The organism is Barnesiella sp. An55 (genome assembly GCF_002161555.1).
GTDB classification, from domain to species: domain Bacteria; phylum Bacteroidota; class Bacteroidia; order Bacteroidales; family Barnesiellaceae; genus Barnesiella; species Barnesiella merdipullorum.
The window spans coordinates 51,804-73,983 of sequence record NZ_NFHZ01000006.1 but is presented as its reverse complement, the minus strand read 5'-3'; the positions used below and the strand labels follow the sequence as shown (position 1 = coordinate 73,983).

21 protein-coding genes and 2 tRNA genes are annotated in these 22,180 nt (G+C 53.7%); 8 read left to right on the top strand and 15 right to left on the bottom strand.

Translation table 11 applies throughout. The features are described 5' to 3' along the window. Positions 1-93: 93 nt before the first annotated feature. From B5G10_RS05255 to recF, 5 genes are all read right to left on the bottom strand, one after another. Positions 94-1,023: a carbohydrate kinase gene (locus B5G10_RS05255; protein WP_087423692.1), complete on the bottom strand. Its 930-nt coding sequence runs from the start codon at positions 1,021-1,023 to the stop codon at positions 94-96. 18 nt (positions 1,024-1,041) lie between these two features. Beyond that, positions 1,042-1,662 carry an SIS domain-containing protein gene (locus B5G10_RS05250; RefSeq protein WP_087423764.1) on the bottom strand — a complete coding sequence of 207 codons (621 nt, stop codon included), beginning with the start codon at positions 1,660-1,662 and terminating at the stop codon, positions 1,042-1,044. A gap of 84 nt (positions 1,663-1,746) precedes the next feature. Then, complete coding sequence (locus tag B5G10_RS05245) at positions 1,747-2,190, bottom strand: thioesterase family protein (RefSeq protein ID WP_087423691.1); 444 nt, start codon at positions 2,188-2,190, stop codon at positions 1,747-1,749. Positions 2,191-2,204: 14 nt separating this feature from the next. Then, positions 2,205-2,495, bottom strand: a complete 291-nt coding sequence (locus B5G10_RS05240; protein ID WP_087423690.1) for a DUF721 domain-containing protein — start codon at positions 2,493-2,495, stop codon at positions 2,205-2,207. Beyond that, positions 2,492-3,598, bottom strand: a complete 1,107-nt coding sequence (recF, locus tag B5G10_RS05235) for a DNA replication and repair protein RecF (protein WP_087423689.1) — start codon at positions 3,596-3,598, stop codon at positions 2,492-2,494. Before recF ends, B5G10_RS05240 begins: the two co-directional genes overlap by 4 nt. 254 nt (positions 3,599-3,852) lie before the next feature. On the opposite strand from recF, the gene B5G10_RS05230 reads away from it, so the two are divergent. The 4 genes from B5G10_RS05230 to B5G10_RS05215 all read left to right on the top strand — a co-directional run bounded on the left by B5G10_RS05230 (position 3,853) and on the right by B5G10_RS05215 (position 5,289). Then, positions 3,853-4,524 (top strand): tetratricopeptide repeat protein, encoded by a 672-nt coding sequence (locus tag B5G10_RS05230; RefSeq protein WP_087423688.1) that lies wholly within the window; start codon positions 3,853-3,855, stop codon positions 4,522-4,524. A 77-nt stretch (positions 4,525-4,601) separates the two neighbouring features. Beyond that, positions 4,602-5,093: a 6,7-dimethyl-8-ribityllumazine synthase gene (gene ribH / locus B5G10_RS05225; protein ID WP_087423687.1), complete on the top strand. Its 492-nt coding sequence runs from the start codon at positions 4,602-4,604 to the stop codon at positions 5,091-5,093. Positions 5,094-5,120: 27 nt separating this feature from the next. Beyond that, positions 5,121-5,206 (top strand) — tRNA-Tyr (locus B5G10_RS05220). A 7-nt stretch (positions 5,207-5,213) separates the two neighbouring features. Beyond that, positions 5,214-5,289, top strand: a tRNA-Gly gene (locus tag B5G10_RS05215). Between the two features lie 242 nt (positions 5,290-5,531). Here B5G10_RS05215 and B5G10_RS05210 read toward each other — a convergent pair. The 10 genes from B5G10_RS05210 to B5G10_RS05170 all read right to left on the bottom strand — a co-directional run bounded on the left by B5G10_RS05210 (position 5,532) and on the right by B5G10_RS05170 (position 17,146). After that, a complete protein-coding gene (locus tag B5G10_RS05210; RefSeq protein WP_087423686.1) occupies positions 5,532-5,813 on the bottom strand; it encodes a hypothetical protein in 282 nt (93 codons plus the stop codon). 1 nt (position 5,814) lies between these two features. Then, positions 5,815-6,081 (bottom strand): hypothetical protein, encoded by a 267-nt coding sequence (locus tag B5G10_RS12545; RefSeq protein ID WP_143241071.1) that lies wholly within the window; start codon positions 6,079-6,081, stop codon positions 5,815-5,817. Positions 6,082-6,125: 44 nt separating this feature from the next. Continuing rightward, complete coding sequence (locus tag B5G10_RS05205) at positions 6,126-6,626, bottom strand: hypothetical protein (protein WP_143241070.1); 501 nt, start codon at positions 6,624-6,626, stop codon at positions 6,126-6,128. Between the two features lie 66 nt (positions 6,627-6,692). Next, positions 6,693-9,929, bottom strand: a complete 3,237-nt coding sequence (locus B5G10_RS05200) for a glycoside hydrolase family 2 TIM barrel-domain containing protein (protein ID WP_087423684.1) — start codon at positions 9,927-9,929, stop codon at positions 6,693-6,695. A 46-nt stretch (positions 9,930-9,975) separates the two neighbouring features. After that, the gene (locus B5G10_RS05195; protein ID WP_087423683.1) at positions 9,976-10,836 is read right to left on the bottom strand and encodes a helix-turn-helix domain-containing protein; all 861 of its coding nucleotides are present in this window, start codon (positions 10,834-10,836) and stop codon (positions 9,976-9,978) included. Positions 10,837-10,997: 161 nt separating this feature from the next. Further along, positions 10,998-12,086 (bottom strand): gliding motility protein GldN, encoded by a 1,089-nt coding sequence (gene gldN, locus B5G10_RS05190; RefSeq protein WP_241147717.1) that lies wholly within the window; start codon positions 12,084-12,086, stop codon positions 10,998-11,000. A 31-nt stretch (positions 12,087-12,117) separates the two neighbouring features. Beyond that, entirely contained in the window at positions 12,118-13,689 is a 1,572-nt protein-coding gene (gldM, locus tag B5G10_RS05185; RefSeq protein ID WP_087423681.1) for a gliding motility protein GldM, read from the bottom strand. 4 nt (positions 13,690-13,693) lie between these two features. After that, complete coding sequence (gldL, locus tag B5G10_RS05180; RefSeq protein WP_087423680.1) at positions 13,694-14,740, bottom strand: gliding motility protein GldL; 1,047 nt, start codon at positions 14,738-14,740, stop codon at positions 13,694-13,696. Positions 14,741-14,779: 39 nt separating this feature from the next. Next, positions 14,780-16,195, bottom strand: coding sequence for an SUMF1/EgtB/PvdO family nonheme iron enzyme (locus B5G10_RS05175; RefSeq protein WP_087423679.1), 1,416 nt, complete (start codon positions 16,193-16,195; stop codon positions 14,780-14,782). 3 nt (positions 16,196-16,198) lie between these two features. Then, complete coding sequence (locus tag B5G10_RS05170) at positions 16,199-17,146, bottom strand: type IX secretion system membrane protein PorP/SprF (protein WP_241147716.1); 948 nt, start codon at positions 17,144-17,146, stop codon at positions 16,199-16,201. 287 nt (positions 17,147-17,433) lie between these two features. On the opposite strand from B5G10_RS05170, the gene B5G10_RS05165 reads away from it, so the two are divergent. From B5G10_RS05165 to B5G10_RS05150, 4 genes are read left to right on the top strand one after another with little or no spacing between them, the layout of a single operon-like run. Then, the gene (locus B5G10_RS05165) at positions 17,434-18,888 is read left to right on the top strand and encodes a lipopolysaccharide biosynthesis protein (RefSeq protein WP_087423677.1); all 1,455 of its coding nucleotides are present in this window, start codon (positions 17,434-17,436) and stop codon (positions 18,886-18,888) included. Positions 18,889-18,937: 49 nt separating this feature from the next. After that, positions 18,938-19,975: an exopolysaccharide biosynthesis protein gene (locus B5G10_RS05160; protein ID WP_241147715.1), complete on the top strand. Its 1,038-nt coding sequence runs from the start codon at positions 18,938-18,940 to the stop codon at positions 19,973-19,975. A gap of 7 nt (positions 19,976-19,982) precedes the next feature. Continuing rightward, positions 19,983-20,897: a glycosyltransferase gene (locus tag B5G10_RS05155; protein WP_087423676.1), complete on the top strand. Its 915-nt coding sequence runs from the start codon at positions 19,983-19,985 to the stop codon at positions 20,895-20,897. Between the two features lie 21 nt (positions 20,898-20,918). Then, a complete protein-coding gene (locus B5G10_RS05150; protein ID WP_087423675.1) occupies positions 20,919-22,175 on the top strand; it encodes a glycosyltransferase in 1,257 nt (418 codons plus the stop codon). The last annotated feature ends 5 nt before the right edge of the window (positions 22,176-22,180 follow it).

Sequence of the window (22,180 nt, the reverse complement as noted above, 5' to 3'; positions counted from 1 at the left end):
CGAGTGATGAAGATTTAGTGCAAAGATAAGACTATGCGACAGTTAGCGTGTCGTGGGTTTGTTTTATTTTAGAATATTTATAGGGAATTTGTACTATTTGGCTCCTGTGTAGCGAGAGGCAAAATCGGGGTCGATGTAGTTGTCCATACTCAGGCACACGGCCGAGGCGAAGTCCATGCCATACCCGATGATGGGTGCCCACTCCTCGGGGGTGAGGGTGTATAGGCGTTCGCGGGTAACGTCGTGTTTGAACAATCCGAAGAGGATGCCGGCGTTGAACGAGTCGCCTGCCCCGATGGTGCTGACGGGAGTGACCGGCGTGGCTTCGAAGTGGCGGTTGCCCTGGTTGCAAAAGAGTTCGGCACCTGCGCCCCCTTGGGTGCAGATGAAGTTGGGGCAGTAGAACTGGATGTGATCGGTATAGATTTTTTGCGGGTCGGTGACGTGGAATAGGTTGTTGAAGTCTTCGGTCGAGCCCTTCACCATATCGGCATATTCGAGGTTCTCGAGTACGGCAGGCATGAGTTTTACCGCCTCATGGGCGTGGGCGTTGCGGAAGTTGGGGTCGTAGTAGATGATGGCCTTGCGGTCTTTGGCAAACTCGATAAACTCGCACACCTTGTCGCGCAGGGCGGGGTTGAGGGCAAAATAGGATCCGAAGATGATGATGTCGTCATGGTCGATGCGGGGCCATACAAAGTTGAGCCGGTCTTGCGGGAACTGGTTGTAGAACATGTAGCGGGCTTCGTTTTTTTCGTCGAGAAAGGCGAGTGAGATGGGGGTTTTCCCTTCGCAGAAGATGTCGAGATTCTCGGTGGCTACATGGTTCTTTTGCATAAAATCGAGGATGATATCGCCTACGGTGTCTTGTCCTACTTCGCTGATGAAGGTGGTGGGGACACCCAGTCTTCCCAACGAGATGAGTGTGTTGAACGTAGAGCCTCCCGGAACCGCATGTGAGGGTTGTTGGTTGCGGAAGATGATATCGAGAATGGTTTCGCCTATTCCTATGATTTTACGCATATGGTTGTTGTTTTTGTATTAATCTTTTTTCTGTTGGCTCTGCTCGCGGGAACGGGTTCCCAGATAGCCGCCGTGGTGACGCAGGGCATATTGGTGAACGTCGAAGTGGGTGGCCTCCATGGCTCCTACTACCAGGATGTCGCCGATGACCGTCATGAGGGTGGTCGAGGTGGTGGGGGTGAGCCCGAGGGGACACACCTCGCCGGGAGCACCGGTGAAGAGGCATACGTCGGCCCGTTGGGCGAGCTCGCTCTGGTTGTTGCCGGTGATGACGATGAATTTCAACTCGGGCATCAAGGTCGATGCCAGTTGCAACAGCTCGAGTATTTCGCGGGTTTTTCCCGAGTTCGAGATGACCAGCATCAGGTCGTTCTTTTGCAGAATACCCAGGTCGCCGTGTTGGGCCTCGCTGGGGTGGAGGAATACGGCCGGTATGCCGGTCGAGCAAAAGGTGGTGGCGATGTTCATGGCAATCTGTCCGGCTTTGCCCATTCCGCTGGTCACGAGTTTGCCGCCCTTTTGGTGAACTTGCTCGACAATGAGGTTGACTGCTTTTTCAAACTGGTCCGAGACGGGGATATCGAGAATGGCCTGTGCCTCTTTGTGCAGGATATCCTGTATTTTTTCGTTGAAATTCATATTCATAGTAGATTGGTGTGAAACATCAGCTATAAAATTGTTACAAAAATAATAAATCACGATGAGATTGTAGAGGCGTGCGGCCTATTTTTTTCGCAGCTCTTTCCCCTCGAAACGGCAGATGGCATCTTTCCACTCGTCGCTTACTGCGGCGGCCGTACCGGCTTTGACATCGAATCCTACCATGACCGTGCGGCACACCCCTTTTACCTGGCCGGTCTCGGTGTTGACAATCTGTTGTAACAATTTGAAACTGCGGTGCCCGATTTCGGTGGTGCAGGTCTGCACGGCAATCGATTCGCTGGGGTAGATGGGCGATACGAAATCGGCATTGACGTTGGCGATGACCACGTCGGCCTTTTTCCAGTCGATGTTTTGGGCCTTCACGGCTTCGAAATAGCGCGATTTGCCCAGATCGTAGAACGAGAAATAGATCGAGTTGTTGACGTGCCCCAACAGATCGACGTCGTTGAATCGCAGTTGCAGGGGGAGGGTGTGGTGAAATATGGGAGTCTCTGTTTGTTCCATGGCGCGTATGGGTTTTATCTGAAGATGATGTTGTCGATGACCGGGTGGCCAAACTCGTCGTTGAAGCGACGCAACAGTTCGCTCCTCAGCAACATCAGCTCGTTGCGCAGCACGGCCGAGGTGAGGTGCACATAGAGGATGCGGTTGCGCACATACATCGACTGGGTGTAGGCATTTGCCGTTTCGCCGGCGATGCGGGGCCACAGACGCATGACCTGGGTCTCGTCGAGTTTTTGTCCCATTTTGTTCTCGGCAATGAACTGGCCGATAATCTCTCCAATCGAGAGCGGTTCTCGTTTTTTCATGATGCGTTTCCCTCCAAAACTTCAAACTCCCCTCGGTTGACCGAGAAGATGCTGTATTGCGAACCTATTGATTGTATGATGTCGTCGAGATACTGACGGTTGGTATCGGTAATGAATATCTGCCCGAAGTGCTCCGACGATACGAGCCGGACGATCTGTTTCACTCGCTCGGCGTCGAGCTTGTCGAAGATATCGTCGAGCAGCAGCAGCGGGACGGTGTCGCCCTGTCCGCGTAGGAAATCGTATTGAGCCAGCCGCAGGGCTATCAGGTAGGTCTTGCACTGCCCTTGCGAGCCGATGCGCTTCATGGGATAGTTGCCCAGCATCATCTCCATGTCGTCGCGGTGTATGCCCCGGGTAGTATAGCCCAGGATGAGGTCGCGCTGGCGCGAAGCTTTCAGCTGGGGCAGTAGTGCTCCGTCGGCCAGATGCGAGGTATAGACCAGGTCGGCCGCCTCGTTCTGCGACGAAATCTCACCGTAGAAGCGGCGAAACACGGGGATGAAGGCTTGCAGAAACTGCCGGCGGCTTTCGTAGATTTCGGCGGCGGTACTGTCCATCTGCACCTCCCAGATGTCGTAGAGCATCTCGTCGGTACACTCCTGCCGCAACAGCGCATTGCGTTGCTCAAGAGCCTTGTTGTAGCGGATGAGCGAGCCCAGGTAGGGCTTGTCGAACTGGCTGATAACCTGGTCGATGAACTTGCGCCGCTCTTCGCTCCCGCCCAGAATCAGCTCCTGGTCTGAGGGGGTCGAGAGCACCAGCGGGGCAAACCCGATGTGGTCCGACAGGCGGTCATACTCCTTCTTGTTGCGCTTGAACGTCTTCTTTTGCCGGCGCTTGATGCCGCAATACAACTCCTCGTCGTTGCCGTTGCGCTCGTAGTATCCCTGCACGACAAAGAAATCCTCGCCGTGGCGAATGTTCTGCGAGTCGGGGTTGCGGGTGTAGCTTTTGCAAAACGAGAGGTAATAGATGGCATCGAGCAGATTGCTCTTCCCCATACCGTTGTTGCCCAGGAAGCAGTTGACGTTGGGCGAGAAGTGCAAATCGGCCTGAGCAATATTTTTGAAATTGACTATCGATAATCGGGAGAGAATCATGTCGAATCTATCGTTTTGTTTCTACAAACATACGCAAACTTTTTCTTTTTCGCACACAAAACCGATGGCGAAATAGTAGGACTCCGATGGCGATATGCGTCGAAAAACAGGTTTCATGCACGCTATTAGCGGTTCAGCCACAAAAAAATGAAGATGAAATTTTATTTATAAAAAGAAATAAGTTACTTTTGTCACTCAAATTCCCCTATAAGGGTTTGCATGAGGATAAAAAATAATTAAAAGACAAGAAAAATATGGCAGAAAAAGAAAAAGACGAGCTTGAGAAAATGAACGAAGCTCTCTCGATGTCGGAACAGTTTGTTGAAAAGTATCAGAACCCCCTGCTGTGGGGCCTGCTCATTGTAGTGGTTGTGATTGGTGCCATACTGGGTGTGCGTCACTTCTACCTGTTGCCCCGCGAAGACAAGGCACAAGCCGCAATGTATCAGGCTGTGATGGCGTTTGAAAACGACTCGCTCGACCTGGCAATCAATGGTAACGAAAAATTTGACGGCCTGTTGACCGTTGCCGATCAATACGGTTCGACGGATGCCGGTAATCTGGCCAATGCCTACCTGGGTCTGGCCTATTACGAAAAAGGCGAATACGAAACGGCTCAGAAATATCTCGCCAAATTCAGTGCCGACGAATCGGTTCTTGCTCCTGCCATGACAGCTGCTATCGGTAACTGCCTGGTCGATATGGACAAATACGAAGAGAGCGTAAGCTATTTCGAGAAAGCTGCCAAGGCTTCCGACAACGACGTGTTCAGCCCCGTTTACCTCAAAAAGGCTGCTGCCGTGTATGAGAAGCTGGGTAACCAAGAGGCTGCCCTGAAACTCTACCAGGAGATTAAGGACAAATATCCTACCTCAAACGAGGCCCGCAGCATCGATCGCTATATCGAGCGTATCCAAAACAAGTAATCAATCTATTAACCCTATAAATAAGGCCGTCTCTCCACACGAAAGGCGGCCTTATTTTCAAAAAAGAAGATTTACCTATGGCTACTGCCTATCACAACTTATCGGATTATGATGCCAACAGCATGCCCGATGCGTCGGACATGAAAGTGGCTATTGCCGCCGCCGAGTGGAACGCCGAGATTACCGATGCCCTGCTCAAAGGGGCAGTCGATACCCTCATGCGCAACGGCGTGAAAGAAGAGAATATCTTTGTAGCCCGTGTGCCGGGAACCATCGAGCTGACATTTGCCTCGCAGCAGATGGCCGAGTTTTATCAACCCGATGCCGTCATTGCCATTGGCTGTGTGGTGCGTGGCGACACCCCGCACTTCGACTATGTGTGCCAAAGCGTCACGCAGGGAATCACCCACCTCAATACCCTTTTTGGGATACCCTTCATCTTTGGTGTACTCACCACCGATACCATGGAGCAGGCACGCGACCGGGCCGGTGGCCGGTTGGGTAACAAGGGCGACGAGGCTGCCGTGGCAGCGATAAAAATGCACGATTTCGTTTGCAAATTAAAATAAAGCGTACTATCTTTGCACACGCTTTTAGGGCAAATTCCAGAGTGGCCAAATGGGGCAGACTGTAAATCTGCTGGCTTTCGCCTTCGGTGGTTCGAATCCATCTTTGCCCACCAAAAGCCTGCGGAAGTAGCTCAGTTGATAGAGCATCAGCCTTCCAAGCTGAGGGTCGCGAGTTTGAGCCTCGTCTTCCGCTCCAGATGAAACCGCCCGATAGAGAATCCTCTATCGGGCGATTTTTGTTTTCCGTACTCTATCCGACCCTTTGTCGGTATCTCTGGATTCCGCGTCGTAACGAGGAATGACCATGGGGAGTCTCCTTGCACTCGAGATTATACCCGGTTGCCCCTCATTTGATGGGAGAGCTATTTCGGGTCGTTTTGTGGAAACACCAAGTCTGAGTGATAAAAGTAGTGATGGGGTATTTATCGGGTCTCTCTCCTATTCGACGAAGCGGAAATAGATGACCAGGATTATACATACATATACCACCCAGGCAACGACGGTATAGAGCAGTTCCCAGTTGGAATAGGGTTCGTTGTGTTTCCGGCACCAGCGGCGATGGGTGATGAGGCCCCACAGCGGTATCAGAAACAGAGCTATCGACAGGGCAATGAGCCACGAGTGTCCCAAGATGAGGCAGAGGCAAGCAAATCCCGTCTCGACAAATGCAATCAGTTCGATATATTTCAGGCGGATAACCGATTTACTTTTCTTTTTCATACTATGGAATTAAAAGATGTCCTGTCCAATAAACGAATACACACCAGTAAAGCAGAGAGAGAATCCACCAGGGCACGAACAGGGATTCGTCGTTTCGCTTGCACCAGAAGGGATAATAGACCAATTGGCAGAGCAGTACCGTGCAGGCTGCCAGTCCTATCCAAGCTATTGGCGAAGCCCAGTCGCTCAGGGCCGACAGGATGAAGCAGATAGTGACATGGGTATCTACTTGACTTTCGTATTTGTTTAATTCAAATAGATTAGACATAACGTTGTGTTGATATTATATTCAGGGTTGTTTGCGCGCTGTTTTTACGAAAGTCGTTTGCGTCGTTTGATTTCGGCTTTCAGTTTGTTGAGCCACTTGTGATAGGTCGATTCGGTGAGTAGCATGGTGCGGGAGTCCTGCTTTTGGTTATGACCGTTCTTGCGGGTGACGACCAGTGCGTTGCGGTAGAGCGAGAGTTTCACCTCGGTTTGCTTCGAGGGGAGAGGCAGCACGAGAAATACCGCCTCGGTCGATTCGCGTTCGGTGGCTTCGCCAAAGGCCTTCAGGTTCCACTCCACATCGTCGCGCTCGGTATATTGCATGCCTCGTATGATACCGCTCTCTTTGTTGGCCTCGACAATGGTAAACTGTTCGGCCTGGAGCAGCGACAGGGTCGAGTAATAGACCAGGTCGTAGTCGTCGTCGAAACATTCGGAGGTCATGCGGGTTACATCGTCGGAGGTGAGGTTTAACTCTTTGAACAGGCTGCACGAGCTGACGAGCAGGAGCGAGAGTGCTAAAAGCAGATAGGTCAATCGATTCATTCCTTTTTGATTCTTTTTAGGGCGTCGCACTCGGGAGCAGATTCTCCCAAGTGCGACCGGTATGGTTTAATATTGTTTGATGGCACGGTCTATCGAAGCGTTCTTGGCGAGCGGGACGAGGGTAAACCCATAGGTAATCGTTCCGTCGGCAGGGTTTATCTGGTAGCGTTTGTGCGGTTTGGCTCCCCACGAGTCGTCGCCTCCCAGGCCCATCATGCGGTAGTCGATGAAGAGATCGACGAGTTGTGCCGGCTTGGGGTCGCAGCAGTGGCGTTGTTGCGGGTTCTCGGGACGCTGGCGTCCATCGTCGCGGGAGTTGCCGCTGTCGAGCGATTCGAGGGTATAGTTCGAAGCATTGAATTCGACAAGCGAGTCGGCCACGATAAGCAGTTTACCAGGGTCACCCGAGAGGGCCAGCCAGCTCACGTCGGTGCGGTGGTTGTTCTCCTGTGGCCGTACATAGGGCTCGTAGAGGTCGGCAATCTCGGCCTGGTAGCGACCCACGAAACAGCTGGTGCGGCGGTCGATGTAGTTCTCCCACGGGCCTCGGCCGTAGTATTCGAGGTGAGTGAATGAGGATGGCAGTTGCATGCGCAAGCCTACCCGGGGAATCATGGGGGCGCGAGGATTGTCAAACGTGAGGGTATTATCGACCTTGATTACACCGTTGCCCAGCAGCGTGTAGGTGGTAGTCCATTCGGCCCCGGTTTGCGCATAGGCATATCGGGTGATGATGCGCGGGTGGTTACCGTCGCCTGGTTCGATGGTGAACGACCGGGCCTCGGGAACCTGTTGCGATGCCTCTTTCCAGGTGCCCAGCTGTTGGGGCGAATTGTAGCCGTAGTCGTTGTCGGTGGGGGCTCGCCAGAAGCTGGGGCGGGGACCGAAACCGTCGAGCAGATATTCACAACCCTTGTAGCGGTAGGAGGTCATCAGACCGGTGGTCTTGTCGAAGGTGATATCGAACTGTTTGCCCGAGAAGCGCACTTCGTTGCCACTCTCGCTTTGAGTGATTGTTTCGTTTGAGGGTTTGGCCACAGGTTTCACGGCCGTTTTCACGGCCAACTGCTCGCGAGCTATGGCATAGCCTTGTGGCAGGAAAGGCTCGGCCTTTTTCAGCCGGGCTTCAAACTCGATGCGGTAATCGACCGAAGTCTCTTTCATGGCGGGCAATCCCTTCAGGGCGACGGTCTTCTGCTGGCGGGGTGGCAGCGACAGGGCAAACCGTCCCGTCTTCAGAGTCTTGCCGTTGCCCTTGACCGTATAGACGAAGTCGTATTTGTCGAGCGGGGTGAAGAAGAATTCGTTTTTCACGTCGATAGTCCCGGCCTCGGGGTCGAAGTTGAGGAACTTGATGTTCTGGTACACCTTGCCCATCTCGATGGTTTGGGGTTTGATGCGGCGGTCGGGATAGACGATGCCGTTGATGCAGAAGTTGCCGTCGGAGGGGGTTCCGGTCGCCCCATAGTCGCCACCGTAGGCCCAGAATTTCTCGCCCCGGGCGTTGGTCTTCTCCAGTCCCTGATCGACCCAGTCCCAGATACAGCCGCCTTGCAGCAGGTCGTACTTCTCGATTATATCCCAGTAGTCCTGGAAGTTGCCCAGGCTGTTGCCCATGGCGTGGGCATACTCGCACAGGATAAGGGGCCGTGTGGCCGTCGGGTCGAGGGCATATCGCTCAATGCCCTCGGGCGAGGTGTACATGGGGCAATAGATGTCGGTGTTCCATTCGCGTTGAGCCCGTTCGTACTGGATGGGGCGCGAGGGGTCGCGCTGCTTCAGCCACAGGTAGGTGTGGTAGAAACAGTATCCGTTGCCGGCCTCGTTGCCGAGCGACCAGATGATGACCGAGGGGTGGTTCTTGTCGCGCTCGACCATATCCTGCAACCGGTCGAGGTGGGTAGCCAGATAGAGCGGGTTGTTGCCCAGGGTACCTCCCTTGCGCAGGTCGTATCCCATGCCGTGCGACTCGATGTTGGCCTCGTCGATGACATAGAAGCCATACTCGTCGCACAGTTCGTAAAAGCGCTTTTGCTGCGGATAGTGGCAGGTGCGCAGGGTGTTGACGTTGTATTTTTCCCAGAGCTCAAAGTCCTTGAGCATGGTCTCTTCGGTCACATAGTGGCCGGTGCGAGGGTCATGTTCGTGCACGTTCACCCCTTTGACGAGAATGGGCTGGCCGTTGACGAGCAACTGTTTGTCCTTGATTTCGACGGTGCGGAACCCAACCCGCGAGGGGATGTATTCGCTGTTCTCGCCGCCATTGTCGCGGGTCGAAATGAGTAGCGTGTAGAGGTTGGGCGTCTCGGCGGTCCAGGCCTTGACCGGGGCGATGGTGGTGTCGAAGTCGATTTGGCCCGAGCTGCGAGCTGCCAGGGTGAGAGCTTGCTCGCCCTGGGCCACGATTCGGGGAGTGCCGGCCGAGTCGTCGGTCAGTTGATAAGTGACGGTTATCGGTTGTGCGGTTTCCCGGTCGTTTTGCAAGGTTATGTCCAGGTGGAACAGTCCTCGGGTGTATGTGCTGTCGAGTGGCGACAACACTTCGAAGTCGGTCACCCGGGTTTGTGGTTGGGCATAGAGATAGACGTCGCGTTCGAAGCCGGTGAGCCTCCAGAAGTCCTGCCCCTCGAGGTAGGTGGCATCGGAGAATCGGTGCATCTGCACGGCCAGACAGTTTTTGCCGGGGCGTGCCTGGTTGGTGATGTCGAACTGCACGGGCACCTTACCCGATTTCGACATGCCTATGAACTCTCCGTTGAGGTAAAAGTAGGCAGCCCCTTTCACGGCTTCGGCACAGAGGAAGATGCGTTTCCCTTGCCACGAGGCAGGAAGGTCGAACTCCCGCCGATAACTCCCGGTGGGGTTCCACGACTCGGGTACCAGCGGCGGGTTGGGGGCCTCAAGATAAGGCGGGAATCCCGGCGACACAAACTCATAGCCTATGTTCACATAGATGGGGTCGCCGAATCCCTGCATCTCCCAGTTACCCGGGACTTCGATATGGCCCCAGCCCGATGCGTCGTAGCCGGGTTGCATGACGTCGGTGGGACGTTCGTCGAAACGCTCGGTATAGTGGAATTGCCAACTGCCATTCAACGACAGGTAGTCGCTGCCCTGCTCGCGGTCTCCAGCCAGAGCCGAAGCCGCGCTGTGATATGAGGTAAAGGTTGCACGAGGGGGCAGTTTGCCCATGTCGAGGAGCCGGGGATTGGTGAGTTCGGCAAACCGGTTTTGCTGCTCTTGAGCCCAGGTCGAGCCTGAAAGCAGGGAGATAGCCGATAGAAGCAAAGCCATGTTCTTCATGTGGATAATTATCTGTTTTTGTGAATGATGATTAATCATGTTGCAATTATTTGCGACGGTATTCCGAGGGTGATTGCCCGGTGTTCTGCTTGAAAAATTTACCAAAGAAAGATTGGTTGGCAAAGTTCAGTTCGTAGGCAATTTCCTGGATACTCAGGGTTGTGGTTTTCAGTAGCCGTTTGGCGGTCATGGTTACAAAGTCGGCAATAAGTTCATGGGCCGTTTTGTGGCTCATCTGCTTGATGACCACCGAGAGATGTTTGGGCGATATGCACATTTTGTCGGCATAGAAGTTGACGCTTCGTTCCTCCTTGTGATATTGCTTGAGCAGGGTGAGAAATCGCCACAGGATATCTTCCTGACGCGATATCTTGGAGCGGTTGCTCTTTTCCCGTAGGGTAAATATCTTGTTGAGCTCCAGGGTAAAAGCCGACAGAATGAAGCGTATGATTGTAGCATTGGCCTGTGCCTCGTGACGATTTTTCAAAAGAGTGAGGTATTGTTCTATTACCCGGGTTTCGTCGGGCGAGAGCAGGGTATAGGGATGCTTGGCTATGTAGGAGCTGATGGAGAATACCGTATCGAGATCGATAAAGGCGTTCCACTCTTTGGCCGAGGTTCCCTTGATGGAAAAGTAGAAGGCCTTGAAGTCGTCGCTTGTTTTGAGCGGACGCCACATGGAGTTGGGGTAAAGAAACGTAAGGCTTCCGGGGGTGAGGCTATAGTCCGAGAAGTTGATTTGTATGCTTTTTCTCCCTTGTGTGCAAAGGATAACCGTGAGCTGGTCGGGCGAGATGCCAAGGCTGGCATCGTCGTTGGCGACGGGCTCGTCGAAAGAGATGGGAATATCCTCTTGCCGGAGTTGGTTATCGGGCATTGCATCGATTGTTTTTGGAGCGATTTGCATATAAAACTCTATTTCCTACAAAGATAAGGCATCTCTTCGAGCCGTGCAACCGATTTGAGCCGGGGTGATGGGCGAATGTTGATAAAAGTTCTGAACAAATTGAAATCCATAAAAAAAGCCGCCCCCGAGTGGAGGCGACTCTCGATATATGAAATCGTGTCTTAGCGAGTTCGACGAACCGATCGCACAGGAGCCGAGGAGGCTTTCTGCTGCTTGGGTTGTTTCTGTTTCTTGGCTTTGGCCTCTTTTTGCCGTTTGGCTCGAGACGAGCGAGAGGAGCTTTTGGCCTTCTCCTGTTTGCTGTCGGCGCTTACCTCTTCGCCATTGGCCTTGGCCTCTTTGGCCTCTTGTTCCTCGCGGGCTTTAGCCAGCTCTTCGGGAGTGGGCACCCACAGGTTGTCGTTGAAGTTTTTCAATTGCAGTTCGATGCTGTCTTGAGCCTGTTTGCGGATGGAGTCGTTGGGATACATCTGCATGAGCGACTGGTTGCGCAGGTTTTGAGTCTTGTAGATTTCTCCGTCATACATGCGCATCTGGAAGTAGTCGTCGTAGTTGTACTGCGCGATGTTGTTCTCGTTGCTGGCCAGGATATACTGGCGGGCAATGTAGGGGCGTATATCGTTGTATTTGACCCAGAACATGGGGTATCTTACCGCTTCGCCGCCAAAGTCGCCGGTGCGGTGCAGTACGGGGCAGATGGCCTCGATCGAGGGTTTCAGCTGCGAGGTGCGGCGGTCGAACTTCCAGCGCTCCAGGATGTAGTACGAGAGGACCTCGTTGGAGGGGATATCGCTCTCTTCGATGGTAAAGCGGGGATTCTTCTCGGAGTAGCCCTTAGCCTCGGAATAGAGTATGTGGAAGCGGTCGAACATCTCGCGTACCTTGATGCGGTATTCGTCGGTGAAGATTTCGCGCCCGTCGAGGTATTCATAGGCAGCTATTTGGTTGTTGGCCAGTAGCTTCATGATGATTCTGAAGAGGTTCTCCTGATTTTCGGTGGACTCTTCGGGGTAGTAGAGAGGCAGGTTCTTCTCTTTGGTGAGATCGATTTGCCGATAGATCACCCGCATCCAGGGGATGTCGGCATCCGATGCGTCCTGGGTGTCGTAGAGCGATTGGGCCCGCACGCTCAGCTGGCTGTTGGTCTTCTTGCTGTCGTCGGTATCGCTTTTCTTAACTACTTGTGCATGACCGCCCACGGTCGAGAGCAGCAGGCCGAGGGTCAGGCAGCTTTTTATCAGGATATTCATATGTGCTGGATTGTATGTCATGATGTTAGCCTTAGTTTACAATTACTTCGATAGGCGAGAGGTCGCGTTCTATACCGTCGGGACCCACGGCCCGCACTCTTGATATGTAAAACCGCTTGCCTCTCGACAGACGTCGGAAAGAGTTTTTCTGTCGTTGGGAGAAGTTGGCCCCGTCGGAAACTTCGGGGATGGCATTTCCCATCGAGTCGAAAAATACGGTTTCGAAACTCAGTACTCGATACGATACATTCAGCAGGTCGTCGTCGATGGCAGCCTGTATGCCGGGAGCGGCGAGAAGCCGGGTTTTGGGGAAGGGTTTGCCTCCCTTGTACTTCTGCTCATATCCCTTGTCGTCCTTGTAGGCGATATAGGGCATGGGGTCGGGCAGTTGGCGCACCCTGAACTCGGTGTTGGCTACCGTTTGCGAACGGCCGTCGATGGTAGCCGTTACGGTGATGACGGCGTTCTGTCCCACCCGGGAGGGTTTGGCAATCCAGTTGTCGCCCTGGCGGGTGAGAGAGCCGTTGGTCATCGTGGCCTGAATGGCGTGGTTGGGGATGCCGGGTACCGAGATGCTGATGGGGTTGCCGATACCGGCATACAGCACGTTCATGAGCGTGGCCGATATGGTGGCACTGGGCTCTACCACGGTGTAGGACGATGAGAATTCGTGGCGGGTCATGGTGCCGTCGCCCCGGGGAACTTCGAGATAGCCCTGGAAGTCGAATATACCGGTGCTGCCGCAGAAGGTTTCGTAGAGTCCCTTGTTCTCGTCGGGCAGGCGCTTGCCGTTGATATAGATGGCCGGGCGTTGAGTCGTGTCGATGGCGGCCAGCACGATGTTGGCACTGTATTTACCGCCCCGTATGATGTTCTTCGAGTTGGGGATGACAAAGGCGTTGAGCTGGTTCACACGCACATCGCCCTCGTCGATGTTGGTGATGAGGGTGTGCAGGGCCTCGCTTTCGGCGTAGCGCACATCGCTCTGTATTTTGGTGAGGATGGTGACGGCGGCGATGACAGGCATATTCTCAAACATGGTGGTCTCCCACAACGACGGGTTGTGTATGCGGGTCTTCCCCGAGTGAATCGAGGTCGAGAGGTAGTTCTCGATGGTGGCTCGTTTCACCGAGTCGGTCATGAATTCGCAGATGAGGGTGCGGTATTCGTCGATCTTCTCTCTCAGCTTCACACCGTTCCGTTGGGCCGGCGACAGCATGATGTAGGAGGCGGCTTCGAGGTCGTCCTGACGCTCGATATTGTTCACGTCGCCATCTTTGCCGTCGGCTTTCTTGACGATGAGAGTCTTGAGCGAATCGATATAGTTGTACAGCTCTGCAGTCTGGCGTCTGACCTCCAGTGATTTCTGGTACCACTGGCCACCCTTTTCGGGGTTCTGGCTGTTGAACGCGGCCAACTTCTGGTAGAGGGCCTCGTTTTGGAGCGAAGCATTCGAGGTAGATCTTTCCAATCCGTCTTCAACTTGCTTGAATCCGTTGAGCACATCGGACGACACGTTGAGAGCCAGCATGGCAGTGAGGACGATATACATGAGGTTTATCATCTTCTGCCGGGGTGAAAGTCTGTTGTTATTCGATGCCATGTTGTTACTTTTGTTCGGTGTCGTCTTTCGGTTTTTCGGTCAGGTCGGGTGCGGGAGCGCCTCCCATGGGCCGGTACATGTTGATGGTCATGGCGGTGATCATCTTTTCGTAAACCGAGTTGAGTTGTTGTATGTATTGAGTCATCTTTTCGGCCTCCTGGCAGTAGCGGGTACTGTCTGATGCCGAGCGTTCGTACATGTCGCGTATGTTGCGCAGACCGGTGTTCACGCGGTCGATGTTGTCGATTTGCGAGCTGATGCTCTTCAGTTGTATTTCGTAGATGGTGTTCAAGCCGTTGATGTTGCGGTTGAGTGTCTCCATGCCGGTAACGTAGCCTTGCGACGTGTCCGAGATGCCCTCGGAGTTTTCGGTGATGTTGCGGTAGGACTGCAACAGGGTGTTCGATACGGCGGTGAGGCTTTCGGTCGTCTGGCGCAACCGGTCCATCTGCTCGGCGATACCCGAGAGTTGGGTGAGGTATTGCTGGGTAGCGTCGGTGAGTTCTGCCATACGCGAGAGCTGGTCGGCAGCGGCCGACATCTTCTGGATGCTCTCGGTGAGGCTTTGGGTGTCGGCTTCGCTCAGGTTGAGGCCTTCGGGGATACCCACGGCTCGACGGGCCTCCGAGGGTGATACGTCGGGCAGGCTGTCGCCGGCATATCCACCCTGGTCGCCATTGCTCCCGTTTCCTCCGTTTCCTCCGTTTCCTCCGTTCCCGCCTTTACCGCTACCGCCAATGATGACGGTGCCTTTGCCGCCCGAGAAGTCGGGGCGGTCTTCGGGATCCTTGCTGTTCAGCACGGGGAATACCTCTTCCCAATGATAGCTCTTGGGCGGGGTATCGAAGGCCGAGAGGATGAACATGAGCACCTCGGTACCCATACCGATCGACAGCAGCAGGCTGCCGCCGGGGAGGTGCAGAATCTTGAACAGGGCACCCCAGATAACGACTGCGGCACCTAAGCTGTATGCAAAATTGAAAAAGCGTTGTCCCTTGTCGCTCGACAGGAACTTTTCAATGCTGTTTTTATATCTTTTGTACTTTCCCATGATCCTTGACTGATTGGTTTTTTATAGGTGGGTTTTGAATTATCGGCGAGCTTTGGCAAACCCGATTTGGGAGCGCACGCAGCGGAACCCGATGTAGGAGCGATGTTCGTTCTGATATTCCCACATGCGTATATCGGAACGGATAAAGTTGGAGACATCTTTCCACGAACCGCCCCGCACAACCTTGCGTTTCATGCGGTAGGGATCTTCCTTGGCCGCGTTGTACTTGTACTCGGGGTTGAGGTCACTGGTATTTTGCGAGATGGCTTCGGTGTAGGCCGTCGAAGTCCACTCCGATACGTTGCCGGCCATGTCGTAGAGACCGAACTCGTTGGGCGAGTAGGAGCCCACGGGCGAGGTGATGAGGTTGCCGTCTTTCACATAGTTACCGTCGTCGGGTTTGAAGTTGGCATAGAAGCATCCCTTTTCGGCCATCGGCAAGTTGCCGGCCCAGGGATATTTGTTTTCGCTCTTGCCGGCGCGTGCGGCATATTCCCACTCGGCTTCGGTGGGGAGTCGATAGGGCTCTATGACCACGGCATTGCGGCCCAGCGACCCTCTGAGCAGGGAGGTGCGCCAGGCACAGAAGGCATTGGCCTGTTCCCACGACACACCCACCACGGGGTAGTCGTTGTAGCCGGCATGCGAGAAGTAGAGTCGCACATAGGGTTCATTGTAGGCGTTTTCAAAGTCGTTGACCCACACCGTAGTGTCGGGGTAGATGTTGACGATGTAGGTGTTGAGGAAGTCAAACTCGCTGCCCAGCGGACGGGTGATGGTCTCGCGGATGATGCGGCCGTCGTCGTCGATATAGGCGGTGTCTTTCGATATCATCACCACTTCGTCGTAGTTGGGAGTGTGGTCGGTATTGAGGTCGCGCATGGCCGGGTCGAGGCGGTTTTTCCGCTTCGAGGCCTCGGTGTAGTCAAACACTTCGTACCGATAGTTCATCTGCGAGGCGTCGAGTTGTTTCTCGCCGGTGATGGGGTTGATGCGATACACGCTTTCGATGGCGCGTGCCTCATCCTCGGTAGGGTTGCGCCAGGGGATGGCCTTGTCCCAGTTGAGGCGGGGCTTGATGGGATTACCTTCGCGGTCTTCCTCGATTTTGAACACCTCGTTTCCGCCATAAGCGGGGTCGGCCAGACGCTCGCGAATGATGGAGTCGCGCACCCAGAATACAAACTGTTTGTATTTCGAGTTGGTAATCTCGGTCTCGTCCATCCAGAAGGCGTCGATCGAAACCGATCGGGGCTCCTGCTGGGTTCCCCAAACCGTGTCTTTCTCGGCGGGCCCCATCTTATACGAGCCGCGGGAGATGAGTACCATGCCGTAGGGGGTGGGCTCACTCCATGCCGTACCTCCCACACCTGTTACTTCGCCGCTGTGGCGCGACGAGGGGGAGCACGATGCCAAGAGAATGGCGAGTGTGATATACACGATTATCTTTTTCATAGGCTACATTATGCGTATGCTTTTATGTTTGTTCTTGTTCTTGTCCGACAGGTCGAGTTTCAAACGATATCCCAGAAAGACCTCGTGGCTTCCGCTACTGGCTTTGACAATAGCCGATACCGGGTAGTCGTAGGCATATCCCGCGATGAAGTTTTTATACTCGGCGCCTATCATAAATATGCAGGCATCTTTCCAGCGGTAGGAGAGGCCTCCCCAAAACAATTTGTTGTATTTCACGCGGAATGACAACTCGTATTGTGTGATGTTGAGGTTGCTCTTGACCATCATGGAGGGCTGCAATTCATATAACGTGTTTTTAATGGGAATATTGCTCCCGGCGATAAAATAATAGGATCGGCCGATATAGGTTTCGTATTTATCCTCAAAAGTGAGGTGTGGCTCGTTGAGGTGCGAGACCGACAGGCCGGCGTAGAACCAGGGGTGGGTGTACCACACGCCAAACGACATGTCGAAGGTCATGCCTTGCAGTTCGGTAGTGGGTATGCCATCGTCGGTTGCCTGGTGGTAGTCGCTTGTGGGGATGCTCACCTGGGTTCCGTCGAATCGCTCGTCGAGCATGCCCAGCTGTACTCCCATACTCAGGACTCCGCTCCACAACTTCAGTTTGAAAGCATACTGCGCTCCCACGATGAGATGGGAGTAGAGACCCTCGGTCTCGGAGGTGACGACCAGCCCTACACCGTGATTCTGTTTCAGAAACTTAAAGGGCATGTCGCCGGTGACGAAATAGGTTTGTGGAGCCCCTGGCATGCCTATCCACTGTTGCCGGGTAGAGGTGAGTATGTTCAGTTTGTCGGTACTGCCGGCAGCGGCCGGATTGTAATAGCCGGGGAGTGCCCAATACTGGCTGAACTGCGTGTCGATCTGGGCCTTTGCAGTGGCAAAGACCAGGCAGCACAGGGCAACAACAACGATTCTTACAATCTGCATACGCTCTTTCCCAGACTCTTTTTCGAGAGGAATATCGAAAGCCCGGATATTTATAATAACTGAAAACAGCCTTTAAAATTGTTTCACACTCTCGATTTCGGGCGCGAAATTACGAAAAGTGAAGGGATGTGTGTACTTTTTGTTGTGGAAATTCTACTGCACTCACCTTTTACTATCTCTGGATAAAATAGGATGCGTCTCAGTATAAAAATCAAGCAAGCTTGTTTTTCTACATTCGACTTTTCCTATCTTTGTAGGGCAGAAGGTTATCGACTGCCATTGGATACATGGAAGAGAGTTTGAAGAAAAAGACGACAAAGGCGCTCGTGTGGAGCAGTGCCGACAAGGTGGGGCAGCAGCTGTTCTATCTGGTGGCCGGCATTATTCTGGCCCGCCAGCTTTCGCCTACCGACTACGGGAAGGTGGGGGTACTCACCATCTTCATTGCGCTCTCGGGTATCTTGATCGACAGCGGTTTTTCATCGGCGCTTATCCGCAAGAAGGAGGCCACACAGGCCGACTACAGCACGGTGTTCTATCTCAATATCGCCATCAGTTGTCTGCTCTACGGGTTACTCTATGCGGCGGCTCCGCTGATTGCCGATTTTTTCAATGTGCCCGACCTTACACTCATCTGTCGGGTACTCTTCCTGGTGATTCCGATGAATGCCCTCTCGCTCATCCAGCAGACGTTGCTTTTCAAGCATTTCAAGCTCTCGGTGAGTGCACGGGTCAACCTGTGGGCTTTGGGGTTGGCCTCGGTAGCAGCGGTGGTGATGGCCTATTGTGGAATGGAGGTGTGGTCGCTGGTGACCCAGACGTTGGGCCTGGCCGTGTTGCGGGCTCTCTTTTTCTGGCTGTTCAACGACTGGAGGCCGCAATGGATATTTCGCATGGCGTCGTTGCGCGAGTTTTTCGGGTACAGTTCCAACCTGGTAATCTCGGGGATTATCAACAACGTATTTAATAAGATATATCCCATTATCATCGGTAAATTCTATGGCATGACCCAGACGGGTTATTATACACAGGCCGATAAGTATCAGGATATTGCATCGGCTCTCATCGGTAATATATTCCGGTCGGTGGCATTCCCCGTCTTCTCGACCGTGCAGGACGATTTGCAGCGGCTCAAACGCATCTGCCGAAAGAATGTGCGGGCCATCTCCTTCTTCATCTTCCCCATCATGCTGTTGATGGTGGTGGTGTCGTATCCGTTCATCCTTTTGGTACTCAAGGAGCAATGGTTGCCCTCGGTGCCTTACTTCCGGTTGCTGTGTCTGTCGGGCATCTGTTCGCCCTTTATCATTCTTTTCTACGACCTCTTCAACAGTCTGGGCTATTCGCGGTTGAACCTGCAGCTCGAGATTGGCAAGAAGGCCTATTTGTTCATCGGCATCGCCCTGTTTTATTCGACGGGCATCATGTACCTCATCGGGTGGTGGGTCTCCTATTCGGTGCTGTCGCTCGTGGCCTCGATATTCTTTGCCCGGCGATTCATCGGTTACGGTTATGTCGAATACTTCAAAGACATACTGCCCTATCTGTTGCTGGCCCTGACCTCGGCCATTGTCTCGGCTGGAGTTTACTGGCTGTTGCCGGGCAACGTGTGGCGGCTGTGCGTGGTGCCGGTTGTGTATGCCATCCTCTACCTGGGTAGTGCCTATGCGCTGAAACTGGAGATGTGGCAAGAGATGATGGCGATGCTCAAAGCTCGTTTGCAGAAAGGAGGGGAGGCATGAGAAGGTGTGAGGTAATTTTGTAATATACAATTCAATAATCTTGATGCTCATGGTTACAGGTGATAACCGCAAGATACGATTTACAGTCTTTCCCCGGATGAGGGTTCTGCCTGGTCAAAAGTCCAACCCTTATATCCAGGACTTTGTCGCTTCTCTGGAGCAGACGGGCGAAGCAACGGTCGTTAATCCGCCGCACAAAAATCCGCTTTTCAGCCTGTTGTCGATGAGGCACTGGGGTGATGTGTTTGTGTTTAACTGGTATGAAAATGTTCCCGATTATAAATATGGAGCGATACAAACCGTGGTTGCCATCTTGCTGGTGCTTGGGGTGAAAATATGCGGGCGGAAAATCATTTGGGTATTGCATAATAAGGAGCCTCACCGGCAGGGACATGCAAAGCAGAAAAGGTTTTTGACCCGTTTTATCGCGCGTCATTCCGATGTGATTTTGACACATGCCCGGGAGGGAATCGACTTGGCCAAGCGGTATGACCGGCGGGCTGGGGAGAAAACCTGTTTCCTGCATCATCCCACAAAAAACCGGTTGCCCAAATCTCGACCGACGGAACCGGAGGTATATGATCTGCTCATTTGGGGGCAGATTTCCCGGTACAAAGGGGTGATGGAATATATCCACTATTTGAAAAACAATCCTTGTAAAGAACTGAAAATTTGTATTGCCGGGGCTTGTTCGTCTCAATCGTTGGCCGAGGAAATTGCGAGCGAACTGACCGATACGGTTACGTTTATCAACCGGGCACTATCGTTTGAGGAGTTGGCCCGCTATATCGAACAGTCGGCTTTTGTCTTGATTCCCTATAATCCAGAGAGCATATTGAGTTCTGGCACATTGATGGACTCACTATCTTTCGGGGCCAAGGTGATAGGTCCCGATACGGGCTCATTCAGAGACTATGCGCAAGAGAAACGGTTGAATGTATATACGTTCCGGGATTACAAGGATATCGAGGAAATTGTAACCCGATACAAAGACTCTCCTGTCTCGTGGGAGGGGTATCGCGAGTTCCTGGAAGAGAACAGCTGGAACCATTTTGCTCATCGGGTAGTCGAACTGGTAAAAAAATGAGATTGATATGAATACCTGTGCTCCCATTGTATTGTTTGTCTATAACCGGCCCGATCACACCTGCACCTGCCTGGAGTATTTGGAGCGGAACGAGTTGGCGGCCGAGAGCGAACTCTATATCTTTGCCGACGGGGCCAAGCCGGGCAGTGAGTCGTCGGTGGCAGCCGTGCGGCAGGTGATTGCCCGCCCGTGGAAATTCCGACGGGTGACGGTGGTGGAGCGTCCCGAGAATCGGGGGTTGGCCGCCAATGTCATCGACGGAGTATCGACCTTGCTGGAGCAGTACGACCGGGTGATTGTGCTGGAAGACGACCTGGTGGTTGCTCCCTATTTCCTGCGTTTCATGAACGACGCTCTCGAGCTTTATCGCGACGAGCCGCGGGTAGGCCACATACAGGCTTGTGATTTTACTCACGACCGTTCGTTGCCCGATATTTTCCTCATCAAGTTTACCGGTAGTTGGGGGTGGGGTACCTGGCGGCGTGCCTGGCGCTATTTCAACCCCGATGGGGCCGCCTTGTTGCGGGCTCTTGAGCAGGACAAACGGTTGAGCCGCACCTTCGATTTCAACGGGAAATATCGCTTTACCCGCATGTTGCGCCGGCAGGTCGAGGGGAAGAACAATTCGTGGGCCATTCGCTGGAATGCTTCGCTCTTCTTGAACGATATCCTGTCGTTGAATGTGGGGCGATCGCTGGTCCGCAACATCGGGTTCGACGGTAGCGGCACCAATTGCGGTGGCGGGAATCTGTATGACTCGGAGTTGTATATGGCGCCTTTGAAGGTTTACAAGATTACCCCGGTCGTCGAGAATCTCCAAGCCCGAAAAGCCTGGGAGCGTTACTACGGGCGCACGCAATCGTTTTGGGCAAAAGCCTGGCGACGGGTCAAGCGCACGTTGAAGGGTGACTTTGGGGCATAAAACAACAGGAGGAGTGATGCAATGAATGTATTGATTGTAAATACCACCGACCGTAACGGGGGAGCCGCAATAGCCGCCCGCCGCCTGGGCGATGCTTTGTCGCGTGCGGGAGTCGAGGTCACGATGCTGGTGCTCGACAAGTATGGCGACGACAGTCGCACCTTTGCCGTAGTTCCGCATTGGAAAGGCCGCCTCTCGTTTCTGTTCGAGAGGCTCATAATTTGGGTCAACAACGGTTTTAGCCGAAAGAATCTCTTTAAGGTTTCCACGGCTTCTACCGGTTTCGACATTACCGCTACGGATGCTTTCCGCGAGGCCGACATTGTCCATCTGCATTGGGTAAATCAGGGTCTCCTTTCGTTGAAAAGTCTCGACCGCATATTCCGCTCGGGGAAACCCGTGGTGTGGACCATGCATGACATGTGGGAGTGCACCTCGATTTGTCATCATGCCCATGGTTGCAATCGGTTCAAAAGTGCCTGTCACGATTGTGGTTTTTTGCGTTATCCTTCGCAGCACGACCTGGCGGCCCGGGTTTTCCGCCGGAAGATGGAGGTCTTCCGTCCGGCCGATGTCACCTGGGTAGCCGTGAGTCACTGGATGGCCCGGCAAGCCCGGGCGAGTGCTCTGCTCGCTGGGAAACGTGTCGAGGTGATACCCAACACCTTGTCGCTCTCGCAATTCGAGTTGCTCGACCGCGACGAGAGTCGCAGGCGGTTGTCGCTGCCCCGCGATAAGCGCATCGTCCTCTTCGGAGCCGTTCGGGTTGACGACCCCATAAAAGGGTTCCCCCTGCTCATGGAGGCCCTGCGGTTACTGCTCGAGCGGCAGGAGTACCGAGATCGCATACACCTGGTATTTTTCGGGCGGGTAAAGAATCCGCAGGAGGTCTATCCTCTGATACCGACCAGTTATACCGATGCCGGCTGGGTTGACAACCCCCGGCAGATGTCTCTGCTCTATTCGGCGGCCGATGTGGCGGTATCGGCTTCGAGTTACGAAACCTTTGGGCAGACGTTGGCCGAGGCACAGGCGTGCGGCTGCATGCCGGTCTCATTCGGGAACAGCGGACAGGCCGATATTATCCGTCACGGCGAGACCGGCTATTTGGTGCCCGAGCACACGGCCGAGAGCCTGGCCGAGGGTATTGCCCGGGCTTTGGAATCGGGGGGGAACATTCCACGGGAACGGCTGCGGAGTGAGGCATTGTCGCGTTACTCCGAGAAGACGGTTGCCCGGCAATATCAACAGTTGTATAGCGAATTGTTAATCAAGTAAGGAGC